The sequence below is a fragment of the Pseudactinotalea sp. Z1732 genome (assembly GCF_049724975.1).
In the GTDB taxonomy this organism is placed as follows: Bacteria; Actinomycetota; Actinomycetes; order Actinomycetales; family Beutenbergiaceae; genus CALKWS01.
Map to the genome: position 1 here is coordinate 23716 of NZ_JBMPQC010000003.1, position 22757 is coordinate 46472.

General features: G+C 70.5%; 22 protein-coding genes. 5 read left to right on the forward strand and 17 right to left on the reverse strand.

Going from position 1 to position 22757, the window contains the following annotated elements; translation table 11 throughout:
* Window positions 1-3: 3 nt before the first annotated feature.
* Window positions 4-1083, forward strand: coding sequence for an LLM class flavin-dependent oxidoreductase (locus ACPL7H_RS07350; RefSeq protein WP_424796360.1), 1080 nt, complete (start codon window positions 4-6; stop codon window positions 1081-1083).
* 22 nt (window positions 1084-1105) lie between these two features.
* Here ACPL7H_RS07350 and ACPL7H_RS07355 read toward each other — a convergent pair whose 3' ends face one another.
* From ACPL7H_RS07355 to ACPL7H_RS07405, 11 genes are all read right to left on the reverse strand, one after another.
* The gene (locus tag ACPL7H_RS07355; RefSeq protein WP_424796361.1) at window positions 1106-2011 is read right to left on the reverse strand and encodes an NADP-dependent oxidoreductase; all 906 of its coding nucleotides are present in this window, start codon (window positions 2009-2011) and stop codon (window positions 1106-1108) included.
* Between the two features lie 23 nt (window positions 2012-2034).
* Window positions 2035-2274 (reverse strand): heavy-metal-associated domain-containing protein, encoded by a 240-nt coding sequence (locus ACPL7H_RS07360; protein ID WP_424788917.1) that lies wholly within the window; start codon window positions 2272-2274, stop codon window positions 2035-2037.
* Between the two features lie 144 nt (window positions 2275-2418).
* Window positions 2419-3360 carry a 4-(cytidine 5'-diphospho)-2-C-methyl-D-erythritol kinase gene (locus ACPL7H_RS07365; RefSeq protein WP_424796362.1) on the reverse strand — a complete coding sequence of 314 codons (942 nt, stop codon included), beginning with the start codon at window positions 3358-3360 and terminating at the stop codon, window positions 2419-2421.
* The gene (gene rsmA / locus ACPL7H_RS07370; RefSeq protein WP_424796363.1) at window positions 3357-4265 is read right to left on the reverse strand and encodes a 16S rRNA (adenine(1518)-N(6)/adenine(1519)-N(6))-dimethyltransferase RsmA; all 909 of its coding nucleotides are present in this window, start codon (window positions 4263-4265) and stop codon (window positions 3357-3359) included. Before rsmA ends, ACPL7H_RS07365 begins: the two co-directional genes overlap by 4 nt.
* Window positions 4266-4267: 2 nt before the next feature.
* Window positions 4268-5089, reverse strand: a complete 822-nt coding sequence (locus ACPL7H_RS07375) for an SDR family NAD(P)-dependent oxidoreductase (RefSeq protein ID WP_424796364.1) — start codon at window positions 5087-5089, stop codon at window positions 4268-4270.
* 83 nt (window positions 5090-5172) lie between these two features.
* On the reverse strand, window positions 5173-6552 hold the full coding sequence (locus ACPL7H_RS07380) for a transglycosylase family protein (protein ID WP_424796365.1): 1380 nt from the start codon (window positions 6550-6552) through the stop codon (window positions 5173-5175).
* A 178-nt stretch (window positions 6553-6730) separates the two neighbouring features.
* On the reverse strand, window positions 6731-7891 hold the full coding sequence (locus tag ACPL7H_RS07385; RefSeq protein ID WP_424796366.1) for a G5 domain-containing protein: 1161 nt from the start codon (window positions 7889-7891) through the stop codon (window positions 6731-6733).
* A 182-nt stretch (window positions 7892-8073) separates the two neighbouring features.
* Window positions 8074-8976, reverse strand: coding sequence for a TatD family hydrolase (locus tag ACPL7H_RS07390; RefSeq protein ID WP_424796367.1), 903 nt, complete (start codon window positions 8974-8976; stop codon window positions 8074-8076).
* Window positions 8977-9091: 115 nt separating this feature from the next.
* Complete coding sequence (metG, locus tag ACPL7H_RS07395; RefSeq protein WP_424796368.1) at window positions 9092-10897, reverse strand: methionine--tRNA ligase; 1806 nt, start codon at window positions 10895-10897, stop codon at window positions 9092-9094.
* An 83-nt stretch (window positions 10898-10980) separates the two neighbouring features.
* A complete protein-coding gene (locus ACPL7H_RS07400) occupies window positions 10981-11712 on the reverse strand; it encodes a pyrimidine reductase family protein (protein WP_424796369.1) in 732 nt (243 codons plus the stop codon).
* Window positions 11709-12899 (reverse strand): aminotransferase class I/II-fold pyridoxal phosphate-dependent enzyme, encoded by a 1191-nt coding sequence (locus ACPL7H_RS07405; RefSeq protein ID WP_424796370.1) that lies wholly within the window; start codon window positions 12897-12899, stop codon window positions 11709-11711. The genes ACPL7H_RS07400 and ACPL7H_RS07405 overlap by 4 nt, the downstream gene beginning before the upstream one ends.
* A 156-nt stretch (window positions 12900-13055) precedes the next feature.
* Here ACPL7H_RS07405 and ACPL7H_RS07410 point away from each other — a divergent pair, with 156 nt between their 5' ends.
* Complete coding sequence (locus tag ACPL7H_RS07410; protein WP_424796371.1) at window positions 13056-13634, forward strand: isochorismatase family protein; 579 nt, start codon at window positions 13056-13058, stop codon at window positions 13632-13634.
* A 15-nt stretch (window positions 13635-13649) separates the two neighbouring features.
* Here the strand turns inward: ACPL7H_RS07410 and ACPL7H_RS07415 are convergent, their stop codons facing one another.
* Both ACPL7H_RS07415 and ACPL7H_RS07420 read right to left on the reverse strand, forming a co-directional pair.
* A complete protein-coding gene (locus ACPL7H_RS07415) occupies window positions 13650-14672 on the reverse strand; it encodes a 6-phosphofructokinase (protein WP_424788929.1) in 1023 nt (340 codons plus the stop codon).
* A 183-nt stretch (window positions 14673-14855) separates the two neighbouring features.
* Window positions 14856-15425, reverse strand: a complete 570-nt coding sequence (locus tag ACPL7H_RS07420; protein ID WP_424796372.1) for a helix-turn-helix domain-containing protein — start codon at window positions 15423-15425, stop codon at window positions 14856-14858.
* Between the two features lie 71 nt (window positions 15426-15496).
* Between ACPL7H_RS07420 and ACPL7H_RS07425 the strand changes: the two genes are divergently transcribed.
* Window positions 15497-16501: an NAD(P)/FAD-dependent oxidoreductase gene (locus ACPL7H_RS07425; protein ID WP_424796373.1), complete on the forward strand. Its 1005-nt coding sequence runs from the start codon at window positions 15497-15499 to the stop codon at window positions 16499-16501.
* 92 nt (window positions 16502-16593) lie between these two features.
* On the opposite strand, the gene ACPL7H_RS07430 is transcribed toward ACPL7H_RS07425, so the two are convergent.
* Complete coding sequence (locus ACPL7H_RS07430; RefSeq protein ID WP_424796374.1) at window positions 16594-17199, reverse strand: class I SAM-dependent methyltransferase; 606 nt, start codon at window positions 17197-17199, stop codon at window positions 16594-16596.
* Between the two features lie 165 nt (window positions 17200-17364).
* The gene (rsmI, locus tag ACPL7H_RS07435; RefSeq protein ID WP_424796375.1) at window positions 17365-18282 is read right to left on the reverse strand and encodes a 16S rRNA (cytidine(1402)-2'-O)-methyltransferase; all 918 of its coding nucleotides are present in this window, start codon (window positions 18280-18282) and stop codon (window positions 17365-17367) included.
* A gap of 29 nt (window positions 18283-18311) precedes the next feature.
* Between rsmI and ACPL7H_RS07440 the strand changes: the two genes are divergently transcribed.
* On the forward strand, window positions 18312-20048 hold the full coding sequence (locus tag ACPL7H_RS07440) for a dolichyl-phosphate-mannose--protein mannosyltransferase (RefSeq protein WP_424796376.1): 1737 nt from the start codon (window positions 18312-18314) through the stop codon (window positions 20046-20048).
* Window positions 20049-20092: 44 nt separating this feature from the next.
* Here the strand turns inward: ACPL7H_RS07440 and ACPL7H_RS07445 are convergent, their stop codons facing one another.
* Complete coding sequence (locus ACPL7H_RS07445) at window positions 20093-20923, reverse strand: aldo/keto reductase (RefSeq protein ID WP_424796377.1); 831 nt, start codon at window positions 20921-20923, stop codon at window positions 20093-20095.
* An 85-nt stretch (window positions 20924-21008) separates the two neighbouring features.
* Between ACPL7H_RS07445 and ACPL7H_RS07450 the strand changes: the two genes are divergently transcribed.
* Window positions 21009-22061, forward strand: coding sequence for a glutathione S-transferase family protein (locus ACPL7H_RS07450; protein WP_424796378.1), 1053 nt, complete (start codon window positions 21009-21011; stop codon window positions 22059-22061).
* Window positions 22062-22082: 21 nt separating this feature from the next.
* On the opposite strand, the gene ACPL7H_RS07455 is transcribed toward ACPL7H_RS07450, so the two are convergent.
* The gene (locus ACPL7H_RS07455) at window positions 22083-22754 is read right to left on the reverse strand and encodes an OmpA/MotB family protein (RefSeq protein ID WP_424796379.1); all 672 of its coding nucleotides are present in this window, start codon (window positions 22752-22754) and stop codon (window positions 22083-22085) included.
* Between the last annotated feature and the right edge of the window lie 3 nt (window positions 22755-22757).

A 22757-nucleotide genomic window follows, 5' to 3' on the forward strand; every position in this document is an offset into this window, starting at 1 on the left:
CGGATGAGTGAGTCGACGCCTCCGCTGCAGCCGGTCCTTGCCCCCTCCCAGGTCGAGTTGGGCCTCGACACCTTCGGGGACGTCACCGTCGACACCTCCGGCGCCCCGCGCACCCAGGCCCAGGTGCTGCGCGAGGTAGTCGAGCAGGGCGTGCTGGCCGACGAGGTCGGGGTGGACGCGATCGGCCTGGGCGAGCACCACCGCGACGACTTCGCCATCTCCGCCCCGGAGATCGTGCTAGGGGCCATCGCCAGTAGGACCGAGCAGATCCTGCTGGGCACTGCCGTCACCGTGCTGAGCTCGGACGACCCGGTGCGGGTGTACGAGAAGATGGCCACCCTGGACGGCATCTCATCCGGGCGTGCCGAGGTCACGCTGGGGCGGGGATCGTTCACCGAGTCCTTCCCGCTGTTCGGCCTGGACCTGACCGACTACGAGAAGTTGTTCAGCGAGAAGCTCGACCTGTTCGCCGACCTGCGCTCGGAGGGCCCGGTCACCTGGGAGGGAACGGTTCGGGGTCCGCTGCAGGGCGCCCAGGTGTACCCCAAGACCGAGGCCGGGACGCTGCGCACCTGGATCGGGGTGGGTGGGTCCCCGGAGTCGGTGCTGCGGGCGGCGCGCTACAACATCCCGATGATGCTGGCGATCATCGGAGGCGACCCGGCCCGGTTCGCGCCCTTCGCCGACTTGTACCGGCGCGCCCTGGGCGAGTTCGGTCTGCAGGAACTCCCGGTGGGGGTGCACGCCCCGGGATTCGTGGCCGCCACCGACGATGAGGCGCGCGAGTTGATGTTCCCCCACTTCAAGGCCAACCGGGACCGGATCGGCGGGGAGCGTGGCTGGCCACCGACCACCCGCTCCGACTTCGAGGCCGAGGTGGCCTCCGGAGCGGTGTTCGCCGGATCACCGGAGACGGTGGCTGCCAAGATCGCCCGCACCGTGCGTCAACTCGGACTGTCCCGGTTCGATCTCAAGTACAGCAACGGGCCGATGCCGCACGTCCACACGATGGAGGCGATCCGACTGTACGGCACCGAGGTGATCCCGCGGGTGCGCGAGTTGCTCGCCGGCGGCGCCGACTAGCCGGGGCGACCAGCGGCGCCGGTCAGGGCGCGATGATCACCTTGCCGGTGGCGTGGCCGGACTCGACCAGGGCCAGCGCCTCGCGGGCCTGGTCCAGGCCGAAGGTGTGACTGACCTGAGGCGTGATCACCTGATAGCCGATCACATCGGTGATCTTGGAGAGGGACTCGGGGTCGGCCTCCCGCCCCGACCCACCGAGCGCAACCGCGGTGTCCCCGTCGGCCGCGGAGACGATCAGGCCCGGTGACTTGGCCACCGCGGCGAGGTCACGCAGGGCCTGCCCCCCGACCAGGTCCACCAGCAGGTCCGCGCCCTCGGGCAGCAGGTCGCGCACCGCGTCGGCCGCCCCCGCACCGGCTGCCACGAACACCGCGCCGGTGGACTCCACGAGTTCCCGCTTACCCTCGGAGGCCACACCGATCACGCGGAACTGGTGCACCCGACCGATCTGGGCGGCCAGGTGCCCGACCCCGCCGCCGGCGCCCAGGATCACCAGGCTCTGCCCCTCCTCCAGTTCGATCTGGTGGGTGAGGTCGTAGGCAGTCGTTCCGGCCACCGGGATCAGGGCGGCGGTGGCGAAGGAGATGTCCTCCGGCTTGGCCACCAGGTCGGCGGCGTCCAGGAGGGTGTGGTCGGCGAATCCGCCCTCGCCGTGAGCGACCAGCCCGAGCACCTCGTCCCCGGCCGTCAGGTCCGCCACGTCCGCGCCCACGGCGGTGACCACCCCGGCGACTTCCCGGCCCATCGGCACCGGAACCGGCTCGCGGGTGCCCAGCAGGCCCTGGCGGATCTTCCAGTCCACGGGGTTCACCCCCGCTGCCTTGACCTGCACGGTCACCTGGCCGGTACCCGGCTCGGGCACCGGCCGTTCGGTGAGTTTCTCGCCGTCGGGTCCGCCGTAGGTGGTGAAGACGTACTGCCTCGACATCGTGTGATTCTCCTCGGCTCGGTTCAGAAGGCGGATGGGCGCGCGGTGTAACCGGCCTTGGCGATAGCGGCGACCAGATCGTCGGTGGTGGCGACCTCGGGGTCGTGCACGACCTCGACGCGGGCAGAGGCGAAGTGGACCTTCACCGAGTCCACACCCTTGACCTTGCCGACGCGCTTTTCGATCTTGGCCACGCACGAGGGGCAGGAGAAGCCTTCGGCCCGCAGGATCGTGGTGGTCGTGTTACTGGTGGTGGCGCTCATCGTGGCGCTCCTTTCGTGGTTGTCTGGGTCCGTTCCGGACACCTCGCCCGGGCTGGTGATACTCAAACTACCCACGTTGGGACTCCATCTCCTTGATACAGATCAAGTCCGACGGCAGTCCCGCCCGGTTCCTCGTGGCCGGGTTCAGCGATCGGTACGGACCTGTTCGGTGAGCCGAGCACCCGGCACCGGCCCGTGCACCACAAGCACCTCATCGGCCACCCGGGACCGGCGCACCTGCTCGGCGATCGCCACCGCCGCGGTGTGATCGGCCGCGAGCGCGGCGATGGTGGGACCGGACCCGGAGACGATTGTGGCCAGGGCATCGGTACCCTCGAACGCGGCCAGCACCTGCGTCAGGTGTGGGCGCAGGTGCACCGCCGGTTCGGCCAGGTCGTTGACCAGGTGACTGGTGAGTCGGCTGGGTTCCCCGGTCAGCAACGCCTTCATCATCGACGGCGGCACGCTCACCCGTCGGTTGGGCGGGATCGTTCCGGAGGCGTCCAGGGAAGCGAAGACCTCGGGGGTGGGCAGCCCGGTCTCGCTGACCGCCAGCACCCAGTGGTATCGCCCACGCGCCAACGCCGGCGTGAGCATGTCTCCCCTGCCCACGCCCAGCGCGGTCTGCCCGGTCAGCGCGAACGGCACGTCCGCGCCGAGTTCGGCGGCCAGGTGGCCCAGTTCCTCCCGGTCCAGGCCGGTGCCCCACAGCTGATCGCACGCCAGCAGCGTGGCGGCGGCGTCGGCGGAGCCACCCCCCATGCCGCCGGCCACCGGAACCTCCTTGGTGATGTGCAGGTGCACCCCCGCGCTGGTGCCGGTGGCATCGGCCAGCAGGGTGGCCGCGCAATGGGCCAGGTTCCGCTCATCGGTGGGCACCCGCTCGGCGTGCCGGCCGCTGACGCTGACGGAGATGTCATCGGCGACCCGGGCGTGCACGTCCTCGAACAGGCTGACTGCTTGGAACACCGTGGCCAACGGGTGGTAGCCGTCCCGGCGGACCGGACCCACTCGCAGACGCAGGTTGATCTTGCCGGGTGCGCGCACATGCACCGCATCCGGCCGGGGCATGGTGGCCGCGCTCACCGGGACTCCTCCGCGCCCTGGGCGGCGCGCTCGCCGGTGCTGCCCAACCCGGCTCCGGCTGCCGCGATGGCGGCGAAGCCCGTGATGTCCACCCGCTCCCCACGCAGGGTGGGCTCGATCCCGGCGCGACGCAGCACCTGCTCGGCCCGCGCCGTCGTCCCGGCCCAGGGGGCCAGCGCCGAGCGCAGCATCTTGCGACGCTGGGCGAACGCGGCATCGATCACCTCGAACACCTGCTCCCGGGTGGCGGTGGTGGGCGGCGGATCCCGCCGGACCAGGCGCACCAGGGCCGAGTCCACATTGGGCGCCGGCCAGAACACCGAGCGCCCGATCGATCCGGCTCTGCCGGCCGAGGCGTACCAGGCCACCTTGGCCGAGGGCACCCCGTAGGTGCGCGATCCGGGCGGTGCCGCGAGCCGGTCGGCCACCTCCGACTGGACCATCACCAGGACCTCGCGCAGGCTGGGGAAACGCTCCAGGAAGGTCAACAGCACCGGGACGGCCACGTTGTATGGCAGGTTCGAGACCAGTTTCACCGGATCGGCCGGCAACTCCGCCGGGTCCAGCGCGTCCATGGTGAGCACGGTCAGGTCGGCGCCGCTGCCGGGGGCCTGCACCGCCACCGTCTCCGGCAGCGCCCCGGCCAGCACGGGATCGACCTCCACCGCGATTACCCGGGCACCGGCGTCCAACAGTCCCAACGTGAGGGAGCCCAGACCCGGCCCCACCTCCACCACCACCTCCCCGGGGGTGACCGCGGCGGCGCGCACGATCCGGCGCACGGTGCCGGGGTCGGTGACGAAGTTCTGCCCGAGCGCCTTGGTGGGACGCACTCCCAGGCGCTGGACGAGGTCGCGCACGTCGGAGCCGGTGAGCAGGCGGACATCGGCTGTGGACGGGCTCACACTCACGACCCTAGGGCAGACCCGTCGCCGGTGGCGTCCAGGTAGTCCCGCCACGCGGCGGTGGTGGTGATCTGGCGCGGACCGGTCAGCATCCCGCCGTCCACCGGCAGGGTGATGCCGGTGATCCACGCGGCGTCGGCGGATGCGAGGAACGCGATCGCCGCGGCGATGTCCTCGGGTTCACCGGGGCGGCCCAGCGGGATCAGCGGGGCGTTCCGGTCCGCACCACCGCGCTGACCGTCCCACACCCGGGTGCGCACCGTGCCCGGAGCCACCACGTTGATCCGTAGCCCCCGCGCGGCCAGATCGATCGCCAGGTTCCTGGTCAGGGCAGTCAGGCCCGCCTTCGCCGAGGAGTACGGCTCAGAGCCGAAGGCGGCGAGGCCGTTGATCGAGCTGACCGAGACGATCGAGCCACCCTCCCGCAAGTGCGGTACCACCGCCCGGATACAGCGCATCACCCCGGTCAGGTTCAGATCAAGTTCGTGCGCCCACTCGTCGTCGTCCATCTCCTCGATCGGGGGGTGCGGCCGGGCTCCCCCGGCCACGTTTGCCAACACGTCCAAGCCGCCGGCCCATCGGGCGCCGGTGGTGACCGCCTCGTTCACACTCTCGGTGTTGGTGACGTCGCAGGCCAGGGCCAGGGCGTGGTCGCCCGGGTACTGTTCGGCCACCTCGCCCGCCGCATCGGCGTCGACGTCGGCGAGCACCACCCGGGCACCCTCGGCCAGGAATCGTTGTGCGGTGGCACGTCCGATCCCGTGCCCGGCGCCGGTGACCAGGACGGTGGAACCGGTGAAACGATCCGGAATGGGTGCGGGCATCGAGTACTCCATCGGGTCGGCGGTGCAGGCTCGGTCAGCCTAGCGACCGGACCGACCGACCGCCCGCCCGGGACCGGCTCGCGTCAGCGCAGCCCGAGCACCGAGGAGCAATGCGGCCACTGGCCCCAACCGGAGCGGGCCTGCAGCGCCTGAGCGCGCTGGGTCTGCTCCGCCGGGGAGGCCTCCGAGGGCAGCCCCGAACCGCCCACGGACTGCCACGTGGCCACCGAGAACTGGTAGAGCCCGTGGTAGGTGCCCGAGGGGGAGACCGCACGCGGGTTCCCGCCGGACTCGCACTGGGCCAACCGGGCCCAGACGTCACCTGAGACAGAGCCACCACCGGTGGAGCCGCTGGTGGAGTCCGAACCGGACGAACCCGACGAACCGGAGGAACTGGACGAACCCGACGAGCCCGAACCGGACGAACCGGACGAACCCGACGAACTTGTGTCGCTGGAACGGGTGGGGGCCGGCTGCGGCGCCGGGCGTACGGCGGTGCCGACTTCCACGACCCGGTCCTGGGGTTCGGTGGTGACCTCCACCCCGATGTGCTTGGTGGACTCGACCTCACCGTCCACCAGGACCTGGGCACTGGTGTAGGTGCGTTCGCCGTCGGCGCCCTCGGCTACCACCCGGGATTGGCCGCGGTACAGGTCGGCGGTCTCGCGCTGGACCGATTCGTGCTCGATGGTCTCGGTGTGGGTGACGCGTTCGTTCTGAACCCGCTGCACGGTCAGTACCGGGGTGCCCTGGTCTCCCATGCTCAGGCTCACCCGGTCGGCCGGGTTGATCTCGATCTCGGCAAGGCGCAGCACACCGGCCAGATCGGCGGTGCCGCTGGGTGAGACGGTGCGCTCCGCACCGTCGATGTGGATCTGCACCGGGCCACCCTGGGTCAGCGGCATGGCCAGTTCGGCACGCCCGGAGGAGCGGGAGGCGGTCATGGCCACCTCGCGGCCGCTGGCTGCGAGGTGCTCCAGGGCCTCATCCGCGGTGAGCGCGGTGGTCCACAGGGTCTCGAACTCACCCTCGACCTGGAACTCGATCTGCTGGGCGCTGCGCACCACCACCTGGGTTCCGTCGCGCAGACGCTCCTGCGGGGCGGGCACCACCAGGTCACGCTCGGCCGGTTCGATGCCCTCGGCCACCAGGAGTGCCTCGATGTCCCGGCTGAACGTGGACACCTCGTGGATCTGCCCGTCGACGTCCAGTTCGACCGTCTTGTGTGCCGCGGCGGTCAGTCCGCCCGCTGCGCCCAGGGCCACGACCAGTGCCCCGGCCGCCACCAGCCTGCGACGTCGACGCGGCGCGGCCGCGCCGGCTCCGGCGTCCTCCGTGGCGTGGTCACCGGTGTCCGGCTGCGGGTGGGACCCGTCGTTCGCGGCGGGGGCGTCGGCGGTTACGTCGACGTCGGACCGCGATTGGTCGGGGCTGTCGGATCGCGACTTACGGAAGAGACTCACAAACGTCCTACGGGTCGTGCCGGATCACCGGCGGGAGGGATAGCCGAGTTGGTGCTGAGCGGTCGTCGCGCGGGGCGCAACGTCACCGCGCGACTGTAATCGAATCGTGACCGTCGGGCCAGGGTCTGTGAGCGCACTCACGACCGGCCCAGGGCCGGTCGGCACGGGTTGGCGCCCCTCAGTACCAGTTCCGCTGCTGGGAGTGCGCCCAGGCTGCACAGGGGTTGCCGTACCGGCCGGAGATGTAGTTCAGGCCCCAGGTGATCTGGGTGGCGGGGTTGGTGCGCCAGTCCGAACCGGCCGAGGCCATCTTGCTACCGGGCAGCGACTGCGGGATCCCGTAGGCGCCCGAGGAAGGGTTCTGGGCGCGGTGGTTCCAGTTCGACTCCTTCTGCCAGAGCCGGTCCAGACAGCTGAACTGGTCACTGCCCCAGCCGCGGTCGGCGACCATCTGCCGGGCGATCGACCGGGGGTCACCGGAGTAGGAGCCCGAGGAGGAGGGCTCCGACGAACTGGAGCCGGAGGAACTCGAGGAACCAGAACTTGAGGAACTCGAGGAGCCGGAGCTCGACGAACCGGAACTTGAGGAACTCGAGGAGCCGGAACTGGTGGGAGTGGGGGTGGGCGCGGGCCGGGGTGCGGCAGTACCGACCAGGACCACCTCGGTGACCGGAGCGCTGGCCAGGATCTCGGACTGGATGGTGCGGGAGACCTCCTCGCCGTCCTCGTAGGTGGCGACGTAGGTGCGGACCCGCTCGCCGTTCACGCCGGCCGTCTGGACCTGGCGGTTCCCCCGGGTCAGCGAACTCGTGTAACGCTCCTCGGTCTCATAGGCGATCTCCTCCGTCTCGGCACCGAAGACGGTGCCGACGCGGGTCACCTCGACCTCGTCCCCATCCTCTGGCGGCTTGTTCATCGGCGCGGAGACCTCATCATCCAGACCCACCAGGATGCCGTGATCGATCAACGCATCGGCAAGGGTGGGAGCCCCGGAGGTGATCTCCAGTTCGTCACCGTCGATGGTGGCGGTGAAGGTGACCGGGTCGGCCTCCAGGGAGTCCAGGTCGGTCCGCTCATCGCCACTGCGGGAGACCTGGGACCAGACGCCGCGGGCGTCCAGGTCCGGTCCGGCTGCGGGCTCCTGATCAGTGGATCCCCCGCTCAGCGGCGCGAGACCCCCGGTGAAGGAGGCGAAACCGACCGAGCCGGCCATGATCACTGCCAGGGCACCGGCACCGATGGCCCGTTTCAGGGACCTCGGTAGCCCAGCGGTCGTCGAACCGGCCGCACGGTGGCGGCGCTCGGACCCGGATGCAGTTGACTCAGAATTGGATGACACAGAAACGGGCGTCCTTCGGCTACGTGGCGACTGTGGAGGGTACAGCCACCCCCGACCGTAACCGATCTGTGACCTTCTCGGCCAGCCCCGGAGAGGATATTCCTGCCCGGCTGGTGACCCGGAGAGTCCGGGTCAACGCGCGGGCATCCCGGGTCCCGCTACGTCCCCGTGCCGCTGAGACCTCACCAGGACCCGTAGATCTCCTCGCTGGTGCGGGTGATCGCCGCGCCCAGGACGGCCGGGTCCTCACCGCGCACCTGCGCCAGGGCCCGCACCGTGTGCGGAACCAGGTACGGGCCGTTCGGAGCGCCTCGCCACGGGTGCGGGGTCAGGAACGGTGCGTCGCTCTCCACCAGCAACCGGCTCGCCGGCACCGCCAGCGCCGCCTCGCGCAGGTAGTGGGCGTTCTTGAAGGTCACCGTGCCGGCGAAGGACAGGAAGAAGCCGCGCTCCGCGCACTCCCGCGCGAAGTCGGCGTCACCGGAGAAGCAGTGCAGCACCGTGACCGGAGGTGGCCCGTCCGCGTCGAGCACGGCCAGGATCTCCGCGTGCGCCTCGCGATCATGCACCTGCATCGGTAGGTCCAGCTCCTTGGCCAGGGCGATGTGCTCACGGAAGGAGCGGCGCTGGCCGGCCCGGCCTCGCTCACCGGTACGGAAGAAGTCCAGTCCGGTCTCGGCGATGGTGCGCACCCGTTCGTGACCGGCCAGGCCGGCGATCTGCGCGATGGCCTCGTCCAGACCGACTCGGTGCCGCTCCAGCACGTGCGGCTCCAGTCCGTCCGGTGCCACCTCCCGCACCCCGTCGTGCAGCGGTGCCTCGTTGGGGTGGATCGCCACACCGGCCAGCACCTCCGCGTGCTCGGCCGCCATGGCCACACTGGCAGGGGCGCTGTCCAGGTCACAGCCCACCTGTAGCACCCGGCCCACCCCGACGGCCGCTGCCCGGCGCAGGTGCGCTGCCACGCCCGGGTCACCCACGCCGTCGTCCATTACGTCACCGACGTGAGTCAGGTGGGTGTGGTTGTCCACCAGCGGGACGTCGAACGGCTCGGGGTCCGGTGGCCACCCGCGCGACCGTGCCATCAGCGCTTCCCGCGATGCGGCAAGCGCGCGATCGGGCGGGCCGGATGAGCCCGGCGGTGCTGGAGGCATGTCATCCGGTGACGCCGGCGGCCCCAGCGGTGCACTCGGCAGACCATCAGGACGCCGGGATCCCGAGCCGCGCTCGTTCGGACTCGACCACCTCGGTGTCCAGTTTGGTGAACACCGGTGTGGGCGCATCGATCGTGGTGCCCGGGGTCACCGGCACCGATGCCCACGGCGGGGTCCGGGTGTACTCACCGGTGATCACCATGTAGTCGCGGGTGGCGTCGTCCATGTCGTCCACGCGCTCACTGCGCGGCATCGGCATGAACTCACCGGTCCCGCCGAGCACGGTGTGCACACGGTTGGCGGCGTGCGGCAGGAACGGGGCCAGGATCCGGTTCAGGTCACTGACCGCCTGGGCCAGCACGTGCAGGACGGTGCCCAGCCGGTCCCGCTGCTCGGGTGCCTTGAGTTTGAACGGTTCGGTGACCGAGATGTACTTGTTCACCTCACCCACCACCGCCATCGCCTCAGCGATCGCGGCGCGCTGGCGGTGCCGCTCGATCAGGTCGCCCACAGTCCCGAAAGCGGCGCGCACGCGGGAGAGCACCTCGGTGTCCACCGGCTCCAGGTCGGCTACCGGGGGGATCTCCCCGAAGTTGCGGTGGATCATCGTGGCGGTGCGGTTCACCAGGTTTCCCCAGCCGCCCACCAGTTCCGCGTTGTTGCGCTGGACGAACTCGGCCCAGGAGAAGTCGGCATCGGCCGTCTCGGGCCCGTTGGCGCTGATGAAGTAGCGCAGCGGGTCCGGTCCATAGCGCTCCAGCACGTCGCGTACGTAGATCACGTGGGAACGCGAGGTGGAGAAGGCCCGGCCCTCCATCGTCATGAACTCCGACGCCACCACCTGGGTGGGCAGGTTCAGCTTCCCGTAGGTTCCCGGCTCCCCTCCGGCGTCGCCGGCTCCGGCGTAGGCGAGTAGCTCGGCCGGCCAGATCTGGGAGTGGAAGGTGATGTTGTCCTTGCCCTGGAAGTAGTAGGACTGGGCCTCCGGATCGGACCACCAGTCCCGCCAGCGCTCCGGCTCACCGATCCGGCGGGCCCACTCGATCGAGGCGGAGAGGTACCCGATCACGGCGTCGAACCAGACGTACAGCCGTTTGTTCGGGTTGTCCCGCCATCCCTCCAGCGGGATGGGGATCCCCCAGTCGATATCGCGGCTCATCGCCCGTGGGCGCATGTCCTTGAGCAGATTCAGGGAGAAGTTGATGACGTTGGGGCGCCAGGTGCCCGAGGCCGCTCGATCCTCCAGCCATTCCTGCATCGTCTCGGCCAGGGCGGGCAGATCGAGGAAGAAGTGATTGGTCTCGATGAACTCGGGCGTCTCGCCGTTGACCTTGGAACGGGGATCGATCAGGTCGGTGGGGTCGAGTTGGTTGCCGCAGTTGTCGCACTGGTCCCCGCGGGCGTCCGGGTAGGCACAGATGGGGCAGGTGCCCTCGATGTACCGGTCCGGCAGGGTCCGCCCGGTGGAGGGACTGATCGCACCGGAGGTGGTCTGCTCGATCATGTAGCCGTTGCGGTGGCAGGTGGTGAACATCTCCTGCACCACCTCGATGTGATTGGCGGTGGTGGTGCGGGTGAACAGGTCATAGGACAAGCCCAGGTTCACCAGGTCGGCGACGATGATCTCGTTGTTCTCATCGGCCAACTCCTGCGGGCTCACACCCTGGGCGTCGGCGGTGACCAGGATCGGGGTCCCGTGTTCATCGGTCCCGGAGACCATCAGCACCTCGTGGCCGGACATGCGCATGTACCGGCTGAACACGTCAGAGGGAACGCCGAAGCCGGCGACATGGCCGATGTGCCGGGGGCCGTTGGCATAGGGCCAGGCCACCGCGGAGAGTATGCGGGTCATGTCTCCCGATCCTAACGGCCGGTCGCCGTCGTTCCCGACGACGCCGATCGCCGTCCCAGCCCGGCTGCGCGTGGCGACGTGGCTCAGCCCGCCGGAGCCAGTTCCGGGCGCACGTACCGCAGGATCAGCATGTCCTCGGCGCGCAGCAGGGAGAGCAGCGACATCGCACTGGTGCGCTGGCGACCGTCGCGCACGATCCGGGTGGCATCGCCCCCCTCCAGCAGGGGACTCAGGGTCAGGCACATCTCATCGACCGCATCGTGCTCGATCATGGTGGCGAACCAGGCCGGCCCGCCCTCGCTGAGGATCTGCGGAAGGCCGCGCCTGGTCAGTTCGGCGACCACCTGCCCGGGCTCGACCGACCCGCTTCCGGCACTGACGACGTCGGCCACCTCACCCAGCCGGCTGCGCGGGCCCTCGGGGGCCTCGGTGGTGGTGAAGACGATCGGCCGCACCGGGGCACGGGTGAACAGCGGGGCGCCCGGATCCAGATCGAGGGTGCGGGAGACCACGGCCATCACCGGGTGCGGGGGCCACCCCTGCGCCGTGCGCCAGTCGGCCCGGGCATCGGTGACGGTCAACTCCTCATAGCCCTCGTTGCGTACCGTGCCGGCACCGACCAGGACCACGTCGGCCAGCATGCGCAGGGTGTGGAACACCTGGTGGTCGGCCTCGTTGTTCAGGCCCTGCGTCAGCCCGTTGTGGGTTGCGGCCCCGTCCAGGCTGGTGACGAAGTTCGTCCGCAGATGTGTCCGGGACCGGTCCGGCACCTGGTACCGGGTCAGCAGGTCATCCAGGTCGAAAACATCGGTCACGGTGCCTCCAGTCGGGTCAGCCCGCGGCGCAGGCCCCGGACCGCTTGGCCGATCCGGTGTTCGTTCTCGATCAGGGCGAACCGGACGAACTCCTCCCCGCCGGCACCGAACCCGACTCCCGGTGAGACCGCGACGTCACATTCGTGCACCAGATGTGTTGCGAAGGCGATGGAGTCCATGTCGGCGTAGGCCGGGGGGATCCGGGCCCAGGCGAACATCGTGCCACGGGGTCTGACGATCTCCCAACCGATTCGGCTCAGTCCCTCGTGCAGAGCGTTGCGCCGGGACTCATACACCTCGCTCAGTTCTGCCGGATAGTCCTGGGCCTCGTTCAGCGTGACCGTGGCGGCGATCTGGATCGGCTGGAAGGTGCCGTAATCCAGATAGCTCTTCAACTGGGAGAGGGCGTGGATCACGTCCCGGCGCCCGACCATGAACGCCACCCGCCAGCCGGCCATGGAGAAGGACTTGGTCATCGAATACAACTCGACGCCCACTTCGGCGCCGCCGGCGCACTGCATCAGGGAGGGCGGCTCCCACCCGTCGAAGCACATGTCCGCGTAGGCCAGATCGTGCACGAGGACTACCTCGCGTTCGCGGGCCCAGTCCACCAGCCGTTGCAGATCGGCGAGATCCACCACGGAGGTGGTCGGGTTGTGCGGGAAGGAGAGCACCACCACCCGCGGTTTGGGCCGGCCCATCTCCCAGGCCTCGATCACCCGGTCGATGTATCCGGGTCCGTCGGTGCCGTCGCCCATCGGCACCTGGCGGGCCTCGGCACCGGCGAAGTACGGGCCCCAGATGTGGATCGGGTACGAGGGAGTGGGCACGATCGCGGCGTCACCGGGCTCGAGCAGCACCCACATCAGATGGCTGAATCCCTCCTTCGCGCCGATGGTGGAGTGCACCTGGGTGTCCGGATCGAGAGTGACGCCGAAACGTCGCTGGTACAACCGCGCCACGGCCAGGCGCAGGTTCGGGATGCCCCGGGAGGAGGAGTACCGGTGGTTCCGGGTCTTCCGCGCGGCCTCGGCCAGTTTGTCCACCGCAATCTGCGGAGAGGGCAGGTCCGGGTTCCCGAAGCCGAGGTCCACCACATCCCGACCGGCTCGACGCGCCTGCTGCTTCAGCCCGTCGATGATGGTGAACACGTAGGGCGGCAGGCCCTGGATACGACGGAACTCCATGACGGTCCAGCCTACTGGCGATCCAGCGGCGTCGCCGGGGGTGGGCGAGCCCGCTCCGCCCGAGAATCGGGCGGCATGGCTGTGGCAGCGGTCCCGGTTGGGTGCGAATCAACGCCAGACCTAGCCGGGACGCCCGGTGCCTGGCAGAGTCGGGGTATGGCTACCCAACGCGCGCTCCTCGTGGTCGACGTCCAACCCACGTTCTGCGAGGGCGGCGCCCTGGGCGTCGAGGGCGGGAACGCGGTGGCCGAGCAGATCGCGCGCTACACCGCCGAGCACCGGGACCGGTACGACCTGGTTGTGACGACCCAGGACTGGCACATCGACCCCGGAGACCACTTCTCCGACAACCCCGACTTCATCGACACCTGGCCCCCGCACGGGGTCGCCGGCACCGTCGAGGCCGAACTGCACCCCGCGCTGGTGGACCTGGCTCCGGACGACTCGGTGAAGAAGGGGGAGTACGAGGCGGCCTACTCCGGTTTCGAGGGCACGAACCCCGACGGTGAGCACCTGGCGGAGATCCTGCAACGCGGCGGGATCACAGCGGTCGACGTGGTGGGCCTCGCCGAGTCCCACTGCGTGAAGGAGACGGCGCTGGATGCGATCAAGTCCGGTCTGCGCGCCCGGGTCCTGACCGATCTCACCGAGCCGGTCAGCGCCGAACTCGGCGAACAGGCCCGGGAGCGGATGGCCGCCGCGGGCGTCGAACTGGTGCCCTCCGGCGCCCTCTGAGCCGCACGGTAGGCCTCAGGCCAGCGCGCGGGCCGCGCTGAGCAGTTCCTGCGGCACGGTCTTGAGCTTGCCCGCGATGTCGCGCAACGGCACCAGTTCCACTTGTTCCCCGCGCACCGCGGTCATCACCTCGGAGTGTCCGTGGTTCAGCGCCTCGACCGCGGCGTGGCCGAACCGGGATGCCAGCACCCGGTCGCTGGGCAGCGGGGTGCCGCCGCGTTGGATGTGACCGAGCACCGTGACCCGGGTCTCGAACCCGGTGCGCTCGGCGATCTCCCCCGCGACCCGCTCAGCGGTGGCGCCGGCGACGATCTGTCCGAGCTCATCGCGTTCGGTGGTGTATGTCATGGCGGTGTCCGGTGCCGGGACCGCGCCCTCGGCCACCACGACGATGGAGAATGAGGCGTGCGCGCGGTGCCGGTGCCGGAGCGCGCGGGCGATGGCCTCGATGTCGAACGGGTGCTCGGGTGCCAGCATGATCTCGGCACCACCGGCGATACCGGCGTGCACCGCGATCCAGCCGGCATCGCGGCCCATCACCTCCACCACCATCACCCGGTTGTGGGACTCCGCGGTGGTGTGCAGCCTGTCGACCGCCTCGGTGGCCACGTGCACCGCGGTGTCGAACCCGATGGCCTTGTCGGTCCCCCAGACGTCGTTGTCGATGGTCTTGGGAATTCCCACCACCTTGACCCCGGACTCGGCGACCTTACTGGCCGCATGCAGGGTGCCATCGCCCCCGATGCAGATCAGCGCCTCCACCCGCTCCTGCTCCAGGGTGGCGTGCACCGCCTCCACGCCACCCTCCTCGCGGTGCGGGTGGAACCGGGCCGTGCCCAACATGGTGCCGCCCAGCGGGAGGACGTTGCGCACATCGGACCGGCTCAGATGCAGTACATCGCCTTCGGCCACGCCCTTCCACCCGTTCCGGAACCCGACGATGGAGTGCCCTGAACCGGTGCCGTGTTTGACCACCGCACGGATCGCGGCGTTCAGGCCGGCGCAGTCTCCGCCACCAGTGATCAGGCCGATGCGCATGAGGACTCCAACTACAACTCGGGGAGGATGGCGGACGCTCCCATCCTATGGACCCACCCCACCCCACCCCACGCCCCGGCCCCGATCCGGTGGGCGGGCGGTATCGCGTTCAGCCACCGTCGCCGGGGCCACGTCGCCGCCGCCCCATGCACGGGGACGAATCTCGGATGCCGGGCCGCGATCTCAGGCGGGCTTGACGTCGCGGTGGCCGCGGCGGGCGGCCCGGTCGAAGATGCCCAGGACCTCGGTGGGGGCGTGCTCGGCGCCGAGTGCGTGCGGCAGCATCGTGGGGAACTCGGCGGCCTGGTTCGTCTCGAGGCGGTAGCGGCGCTGGCCCAGCATGAGGATCGCGGTGCCGGAGATGACCACCAGCCACTCCCGGCCGGGGTGGGCGTGCATCCGCGCCGGGTTGGCCGCCGGCGGCTCGGTCAGGCGCTGGCGTACCACGGTCATGCCGGGGTCGGCCCGGACCTGCCAACGCAGCCACCCGTGGCTCCGGTCGGTGACCGGGGAGATGACCACGTCGTCGGGAGCGGCCTCGACCAGTTGATCCACGGTGGTACCCAGGGCGCGGGCCAGGCCCACGAGCTGGTCCAGCGCGAGGCGCCGCTGCCCGGTCTCGATGCGCGAGAGCGTCGAGGCGCTGAGGTTGGCCCGGGTGACCAGTTCCTCCAGCGACCAGCCGTGCGACACCCGAAGACCGCGGATCCGGTTGCGCACGAGGCCCTCCAGTCCCCCATCTCCTTGCGTCATACGCACAATGCTATGCCGTCACCGCAATGCAGGCATAGCGTGGCGAGCCCAGCACCCGAACAGGAGACACCATGGACCAGACCACCACCAAGACCTGGAACGACCAGTTGCCGGCCGGGCTCGTCGACGTCGCCGTGATCGGCGGCGGGGCAGCCGGCCTGAACGGCGCGCTGACGCTCGCCCGCTCGCGCCGCACCGTCGTCGTCATCGACTCCGCGAGTCCGCGCAACGCCCCGGCCGAAGGGGTGCACGGGCTGCTCGGACTCGAGGGCATCGCGCCCGCCGAACTGTACCGGCGCGGGCGCGAGGAGGTCCGCAGTTACGGCGGGCTCGTCGTGGACGGTGCGGTCGCCGCCGCCGTCCCCGATGCCCCCGGCCCGGATGGCGACCTCCGCTTCACCCTCACCCTGGCCGACGGTCGCACGCTCACCGCGCGCCGCATCCTGGTCGCCACCGGGGTACGCGATGTGCTGCCCGACATCCCCGGTCTGGCTCAGCACTGGGGCGTCGGCCTGGTGCACTGTCCCTACTGCCACGGCTGGGAGCTGCGCGACGAGCCGATCGGGATCCTCGCCGTCGGGCCGGGATCGCGACACGCCACGTTGCTGTTCCGCCAGTTGAGCGAGGACGTCATCGTCTTCGCCAACGGGACAGACCTCGATGCCGATACCCGTTCCCGGTTCGCCGTGCGGGGCATCGAGGTGATCGACGGGGCGGTGACCGAGGTCGTGGCGGACGAGGCCGGCGGGATCGCCGGCGTGCGGCTGGACGACGGCACGGTGGTGGCCCGCCGGGTGCTCACGGTGATGACACAGTTGCGGGTGCGCACCGAGGGCCTGGACGGTCTGCAGTTGCCGATGGCCGACCTGCCCGGCGGGACGGGCCGACACTTCGTCACCGAGATGGCCGGCAGTACGCCTGTGCCCGGGGTGTGGGTGGCCGGCAACGCAGCCGAGCCGATGACCCAGGTGGGCGCCTCGGCCGCCGCCGGCGCCCTGGCCGGAGGGCACATCAACGCCGACCTCGTCGGTGCCGATACCGATGCGGCCCTCGGGGCGGCGGCGCGGGCAGCATGATCGTGGCGGTACCGCCTGCCACGAACCGTGGCCGGAGAGATCGCGTACTCCTCGGGGTGGCCCCACGCCGGCCGGCGCCCCTTACCCGCGCGTCAGGCGTGGCGAAGGAGGGCGACCAGGAAGTCGGAGTCCTCGGTGTAGGGGCGCAGGTCCCAGGTGGACAGCAACAGGTCCGGGGCCAGTCCGGCGTCGTGGGCGTCATCGAGGAAGTCGGCGACGTCATAGCCCCGGCCGGCGCCGAAGCCGATCGCCGCCCGACCCTCTGCGCGTAGGTGCCGGGCCATCCGACGCAGGGTCTCCCGCCGGGTGCTCGGGGCCAGGAACGTCATCACGTTGCCGGCGCACAGGATCGCGTCGAACCCTTCGGAGACGCCACGGGCGGGAAGGTCGAGCTCGGCCAGGTCCCCCACGAGCCAGGTGGGCCCGGGGAAGTCCTCCTTGGCGGCGGCGATGAGCACCGGGTCCACGTCCACGCCGACCACCTCGTGGCCCGCCTCGGCGAGGTAGCCACCGTGCCGCCCGGGCCCGCACCCGGCGTCCAGCACCCGGGCGCCGCGCGGGACCATCGCGTCGATCAACCGCGCCTCCCCCACGAGGTCGGCCCCGGCGGCCGCCATGGCGCGGAAGCGCTCGATGTACCAGGTGGAGTGGTCGGGGTTCGCTTGGGTCATCGGGACCCACTTGCTCGGTTCTGCCATGCCACCATCCTGCCCTGCCGGTCCGCTGCGTCCAGCCCGGTCGACCACCCGACCGGTTGGACGCGAGGCCGGTGGCACCGCAACCGGCCGGTCTCGACGGCGGGGTGGGTGCGCGGATAGGTGGGTGCGCGGGCGGGTGGGTGAACCGGGGGCGGGGCGGCTGGGTCAGTCGGGGCGGCGGGCCTGCAGGGCCGCCTCGTACAGTTCCCGTTTGCTGGCCCCGGTGAGTGCGGCGACCTCGGTGGCGGCGTCCTTGAGCCGCTGGCCGCCCTGTACCCGGTCCAGCACCGCATCCAGGGCGTCGGCGGCATCGGGGATCGTCGGCTCGGCACCGGCGACCACCACGGTCACCTCCCCCAGCAACCCCTGCCCGGCCCACGCCGCCAACTCGTCCAGGGTGCCGCGCCGAACCTGCTCGTGGGTCTTGGTCAACTCCCGGCACACCGCCGCGGCCCGGTCGGCACCGAATGCCCGGGCCATGGCCTCCAGCGTGGGCCCGGCCCGGCGGGGGGACTCGAAGAAGACCATGGTGCGTTCCTGGGTGGCCAGCGCCGCGAGCACGCGGGCGCGCTCCCCCGGCTTGCGGGGCAGGAAGCCCTCGAACGTGAACCGGTCACTGGGCAGCCCGGACAGGGCGAGCGCAGTCAGGACCGCGCTCGGTCCGGGCACAGCCGTGACCGGCACGCCGGCCTGCGCCGCCGCGCGTACCACGCGGTACCCGGGGTCGGACACTCCCGGCATGCCCGCGTCGGAGACCACCAGCACGGTGGCACCGGCTGCCGCCTCGGCCACCAGTTCGGCCGCCCGGGCGGTCTCGTTGTGCTCGTGGTAGGAGACCACCTTGGCCGTCACCTCCACCTGCAGCCGGCCGGCAAGGTCGCGGAGACGGCGGGTGTCCTCGGCGGCGATCAGGTCGGCGCTCTCCAGGAGGCGGCTCAGCCGCGGCGAGGCGTCGGCGACGTTACCGATCGGGGTTCCCGCCAACGTGATCGACCCGGTCGCACCGTCTTCCCGGGCACCCACCCGGCCAGGCCCGCCGTCCGCGGCCGGGCGCGCATCGCCGTCGTCCCTCACGCTCACCATCCCAGTGTGCCCCACCTAGACTCACCTGCGTGCCTGCCGCCCGCCATTCCGCCACCGGCGGTGCCGCGGTGCCCGGACGGGCACGGGAGGATCGACGGCGACTGCCGGACCTGAGGGCTGTACGCACCTGGCCGACCCGGTGGCGCCGGCGGCTGCAGACCGACCCACCGCCCAGCGCCGGGCGGTCGCCCGAGGCGGTGGAGCGGGACCTGCTTGCCCGGCTGCTCACCCCGGTCAGCGGTCGCTCGTGGGTCGGCTGGGTGGTGGCCCTGGTGGTCGCCGCCCTCGCGGCCGTCCTGCGCCTGGTGCACCTGGACCGCCCCGGACGGTTGGTGTTCGACGAGACCTACTACGTCAAGCAGGCCTACTCACTGCTCGCGCTGGGCTATGAGGGGGTGTGGAACGAGGACGCCGATTCCGCCTTCGAGGTCGGGGACTTCTCCGACCTGAACCCGCAGGCCGATTACGTGGTGCATCCGCCGCTGGGTAAGTGGATGATCGCGCTCGGGATGCGCCTGGTGGGGGTGGACAACCCGGTGGGGTGGCGCTTCGGCGCGGCGATCGTCGGAGCGCTGAGCGTGCTGATGCTGGTGCGTATCGGCCGGAGGTTGTTCAACTCCACCCTGCTGGGCGCGGTGGCGGGTCTGCTCCTGGCCGTGGACGGGGTGCACCTGGTCATGTCGCGGATCTCGATCCTGGACATCTTCCTGCAGTTCTGGATCGTGGCGGCCTTCGGGGCGCTGTTGCTGGACCGAGACTCCCACCGGCGCCGCCTGGCCCGTACCGGGGCGCGGGAACTGACCTCCCACGGCGGCTACGCCCATGCGTGGGGGCCACCGGCGGGGATGCGTTGGTGGCTGCTCGCCGCCGGTGTGCTGGGCGGACTCGGCACCGGGGTGAAGTGGTCCGGGATCTACGCCGTCGCGGTGTTCGGGGTGTTCGCGGTGGCCTGGAGCATCAGCGCCCGCCATGCCATCGGGGTGCGGTTCTGGGCCGGTTCGGGCGTGCTGCGGGACGGTGCGCCGGCCTTCTTCACGATGGTGCCCGCCGCCGCAGCGGCCTACCTGGCCACCTGGGCGAACTGGTTCGCCCACCCCGAGTCCTACAACCGGTACTGGGCCCGGGATGTCAACGCGGTGGCCGCCGAGCCGGTACGCACCTGGTTGCCGGACGCGCTGAACTCCTTGTGGGAGTACCACCTGCGGATGTGGGACTTCCACACCGGTCTGACGTCCGAACACACCTACCAGGCCCACCCGGCTGGGTGGCTGATCCAGTGGCGGCCCACATCCTTCGCCTGGCGCACCCTGGAGGCCGAGGACGGTGCCCGGGAGGTGTGCGGGGCGGAGAAGTGCGCGGCAGCGATCACCTCACTGGGCAACCCGGTGATCTGGTGGGGCGCGGCCCTGGCGCTGGTGCTGGTGCTGTGGTCGGCCCTGGTGCGCAGGGACTGGCGGGCCTGGGCGATCCTGGCCGGGTACCTGGCCACCTACGCCCCGTGGCTGCTGTACACCGAGCGCACCATCTTCACCTTCTACACCGTGGCGTTGGTGCCGTTCGTGGTGCTCGCCCTGACCTACGCCCTGGGGGAACTGCTCGGTCCGGCCTCGGTACCACTACCGCAGCGCCGGCCCGGGATCTGGGTGGCCACGCTGATCGTGGTGCTCGCCCTGGCGGTCAGCGCATGGTTCTGGCCGGTCTGGACCAACCAATGGGTGCCCTATTCGATCTGGCACCTGCACATGTGGCTGCCGAACTGGGTGTGAGCCGGCGCCCACAGGCATTCGGGCGCCGGCCCCAGCCGTTCGGCTCAGCCCTTGTCCGGGTCCCCACCGAACCGCACGCCGCGGTCCAGGGCGGCGATCGTGGCCAACTCCTCCTCGGTCAGTTCCACACCGGCTGCCCCGAGGTTCTCCTCGATGCGTGCCGGGGTGACGGACTTGGGGATGGTGACCACACCGAGCGCAAGGTGCCAGGCGAGCACCAACTGAGCGCTGGTCACGCCCTTGGTCTCGGCCAGCGTGGTCAGGTCCGCATCCTCGAGCAGACCCTTCCCGCTACCCAGCGGGGAGTAGGACTGGGTCACGATGCCCCGGTCGGCGTTGATCGCCCGGAGGTCGGCCTGCTGGAGGTAGGGGTGCATCTCGACCTGGTTGATCACCGGTGCGTTTCCGGTCTCGTCGATGATCCGGTCCAGGTGCGCCTCGTGGAAGTTGGACACCCCGATGGAGCGCACCCGACCCTCCTCCTGCAACGCCACCAGGGCCTTCCAGGTGGCGGAGTAGTTGTCCTGGGACGGGAGCGGCCAGTGGATCAGGTACAGGTCCACCGTCTCCAGACCCAGGCGCGCCAGGCTCTCGTCGTAGGCGCGCATCGTTGAGTCATAGCCCTGGTCGGGGTTGGCGAGTTTGGTGGTCACGTAGACCTCATCGCGCGAGAGGCCACTGGCCCGGAGCGCCCGGCCCACGCCGGCCTCGTTCTCATAGGCCTGGGCGGTGTCGATCATCCGGTACCCCACCGACAGGGCGTGCTCGACGGCACCCTGTGCTTCGTCGTCGGGCACCTGCCAGACCCCGTACCCGAGCTGGGGGATGGATGTGCTATCGGACAGGGACACCTGGGGAATCTCGTTGTTCGTCACGCCCCCAGGATAGCGGTTACCCGCGCTGGACACCCGCGGAGGAACTGCACCTGCACGCTCGGGGGGACGCACCTACGCTGGGGGTATGAGCCAGGATGAGTACAGCACCGAGGGGTCCTACGTCACCGCGGGCGAGGAGTTCAACCGCGACACCGACTACATCGAGACCCGGATCACCGCCGATGAGCGGGACGGCTACCCGGTCGAGGCCGGCCGGTACCGGCTGGTCGCGGCACGGGCCTGCCCGTGGGCCAACCGCACCATTATCGTGCGGCGGCTACTGGGGTTGGAGGACGCGATCTCCCTGGGGATGCCCGGGCCCACACACGACTCCCGCTCCTGGACCTTCGACCTCGACCCCGGCGGGGTGGACCCGGTGCTGGGGATCGAACGGTTGCAGCAGGCCTACTTCGCTCGGTTCCCCGACTATCCCAAGGGCATCACCGTGCCCGCGATCGTGGACGTGCCCACCGGTGCCGTGGTCACCAATGACTACCCGCAGATCACCCTGGATTTCTCCACCGAGTGGACCGCGTTCCACCGCGAGGGTGCCCCGGACCTGTATCCGGAGGCGCACCGGGAGGAGATCGACCGGATCGCCCAGGAGATCTACACCGAGGTGAACAACGGGGTGTACCGGTGCGGGTTCGCCGGCTCCCAGGAGGCCTACGAGCGGGCCTACCACCGCCTGTTCGCGGCGTTGGACTCCCTCAGCGAGCGCCTGGCCACCCAGCGCTACCTGGTCGGGGACACCATCACCGAGGCCGATGTGCGCCTGTTCACCACGCTGGTGCGGTTCGATCCGGTCTACCACGGGCACTTCAAGTGCAACCGGGCGAAACTCACCGAGATGCCGGTGCTGTGGGCCTACGCCCGGGACCTGTTCCAGACCCCGGGCTTCGGGGACACGGTGGACTTCACCCAGATCAAGGAGCACTACTACGTGGTGCACACCGACATCAATCCCTCCCAGATCGTGCCCACCGGACCGGAACTGGCCGACTGGCTGAGCCCGCACGGACGGGAGGAACTCGGTGGGCGTCCCTTCGGTGAGGGCTCACCCCCCGGGCCGGTCGCCGAGGGTGAGCGGGTGCCGGCCGATGCGAACCCGCTCAGCGCGCTCGCCGAGCAGCAGTAGCAGGGCCGGCGACGGCGTACCTCACCCCTCGTAGGCGATCTCCACCCGGCGGTTGGCCGCGAAGGTGGACGGGTCGTCCGGGTCCTCCCGCTCGGCCGGTTCGGCGTCCCCCACCCCGGAGACCTCCAGGTCCAGATCGGGCCGTTCATCGCGCAGGGCGCCGGCGACGGCCTCAGCGCGTTCTTGCGACAGTTCGACGTTGTCGAAGTCTGCGCCGGTGGGTACCGAATCGGTGTGCCCGGTCACCTGCACGGTTGCCCCCTGGGGCACGTCGGAGACCAGATCGGCGATCTTGCCCGGGGCGCTGACCGGTAGCTCCCAACTGTTCGGCGGAAACAACAGGTCCGAGGATAACGAGATCACCGACGTGTCGCCGACGACCTCGACACCGTCGCCGAGGCTGGTCACGCTGCCATCGATGCTGAAGACGCGCACGGCATCAGTGCTGAAGACGCGCACGGCGTCGGTGCTGAAGACGCGCACCGAACCACGTTTGTCGCTACCGGAGACCCCGCCCTCCGGCTCCGGGGGCGGGCCGTCATCCACGACTGCCGTAGCGGCCGCACCGGTGGCCATCACCAGCAGCAGCGCCGCGCAGGCGGACCGGATGCCGCGCTGCAGCCCAGGCAACCGCAGCGCGGAACCTTTCGGCTGGACCTCGCCGGTAGGTCGGGCCGTGTGCAGGGTCCGCATCCG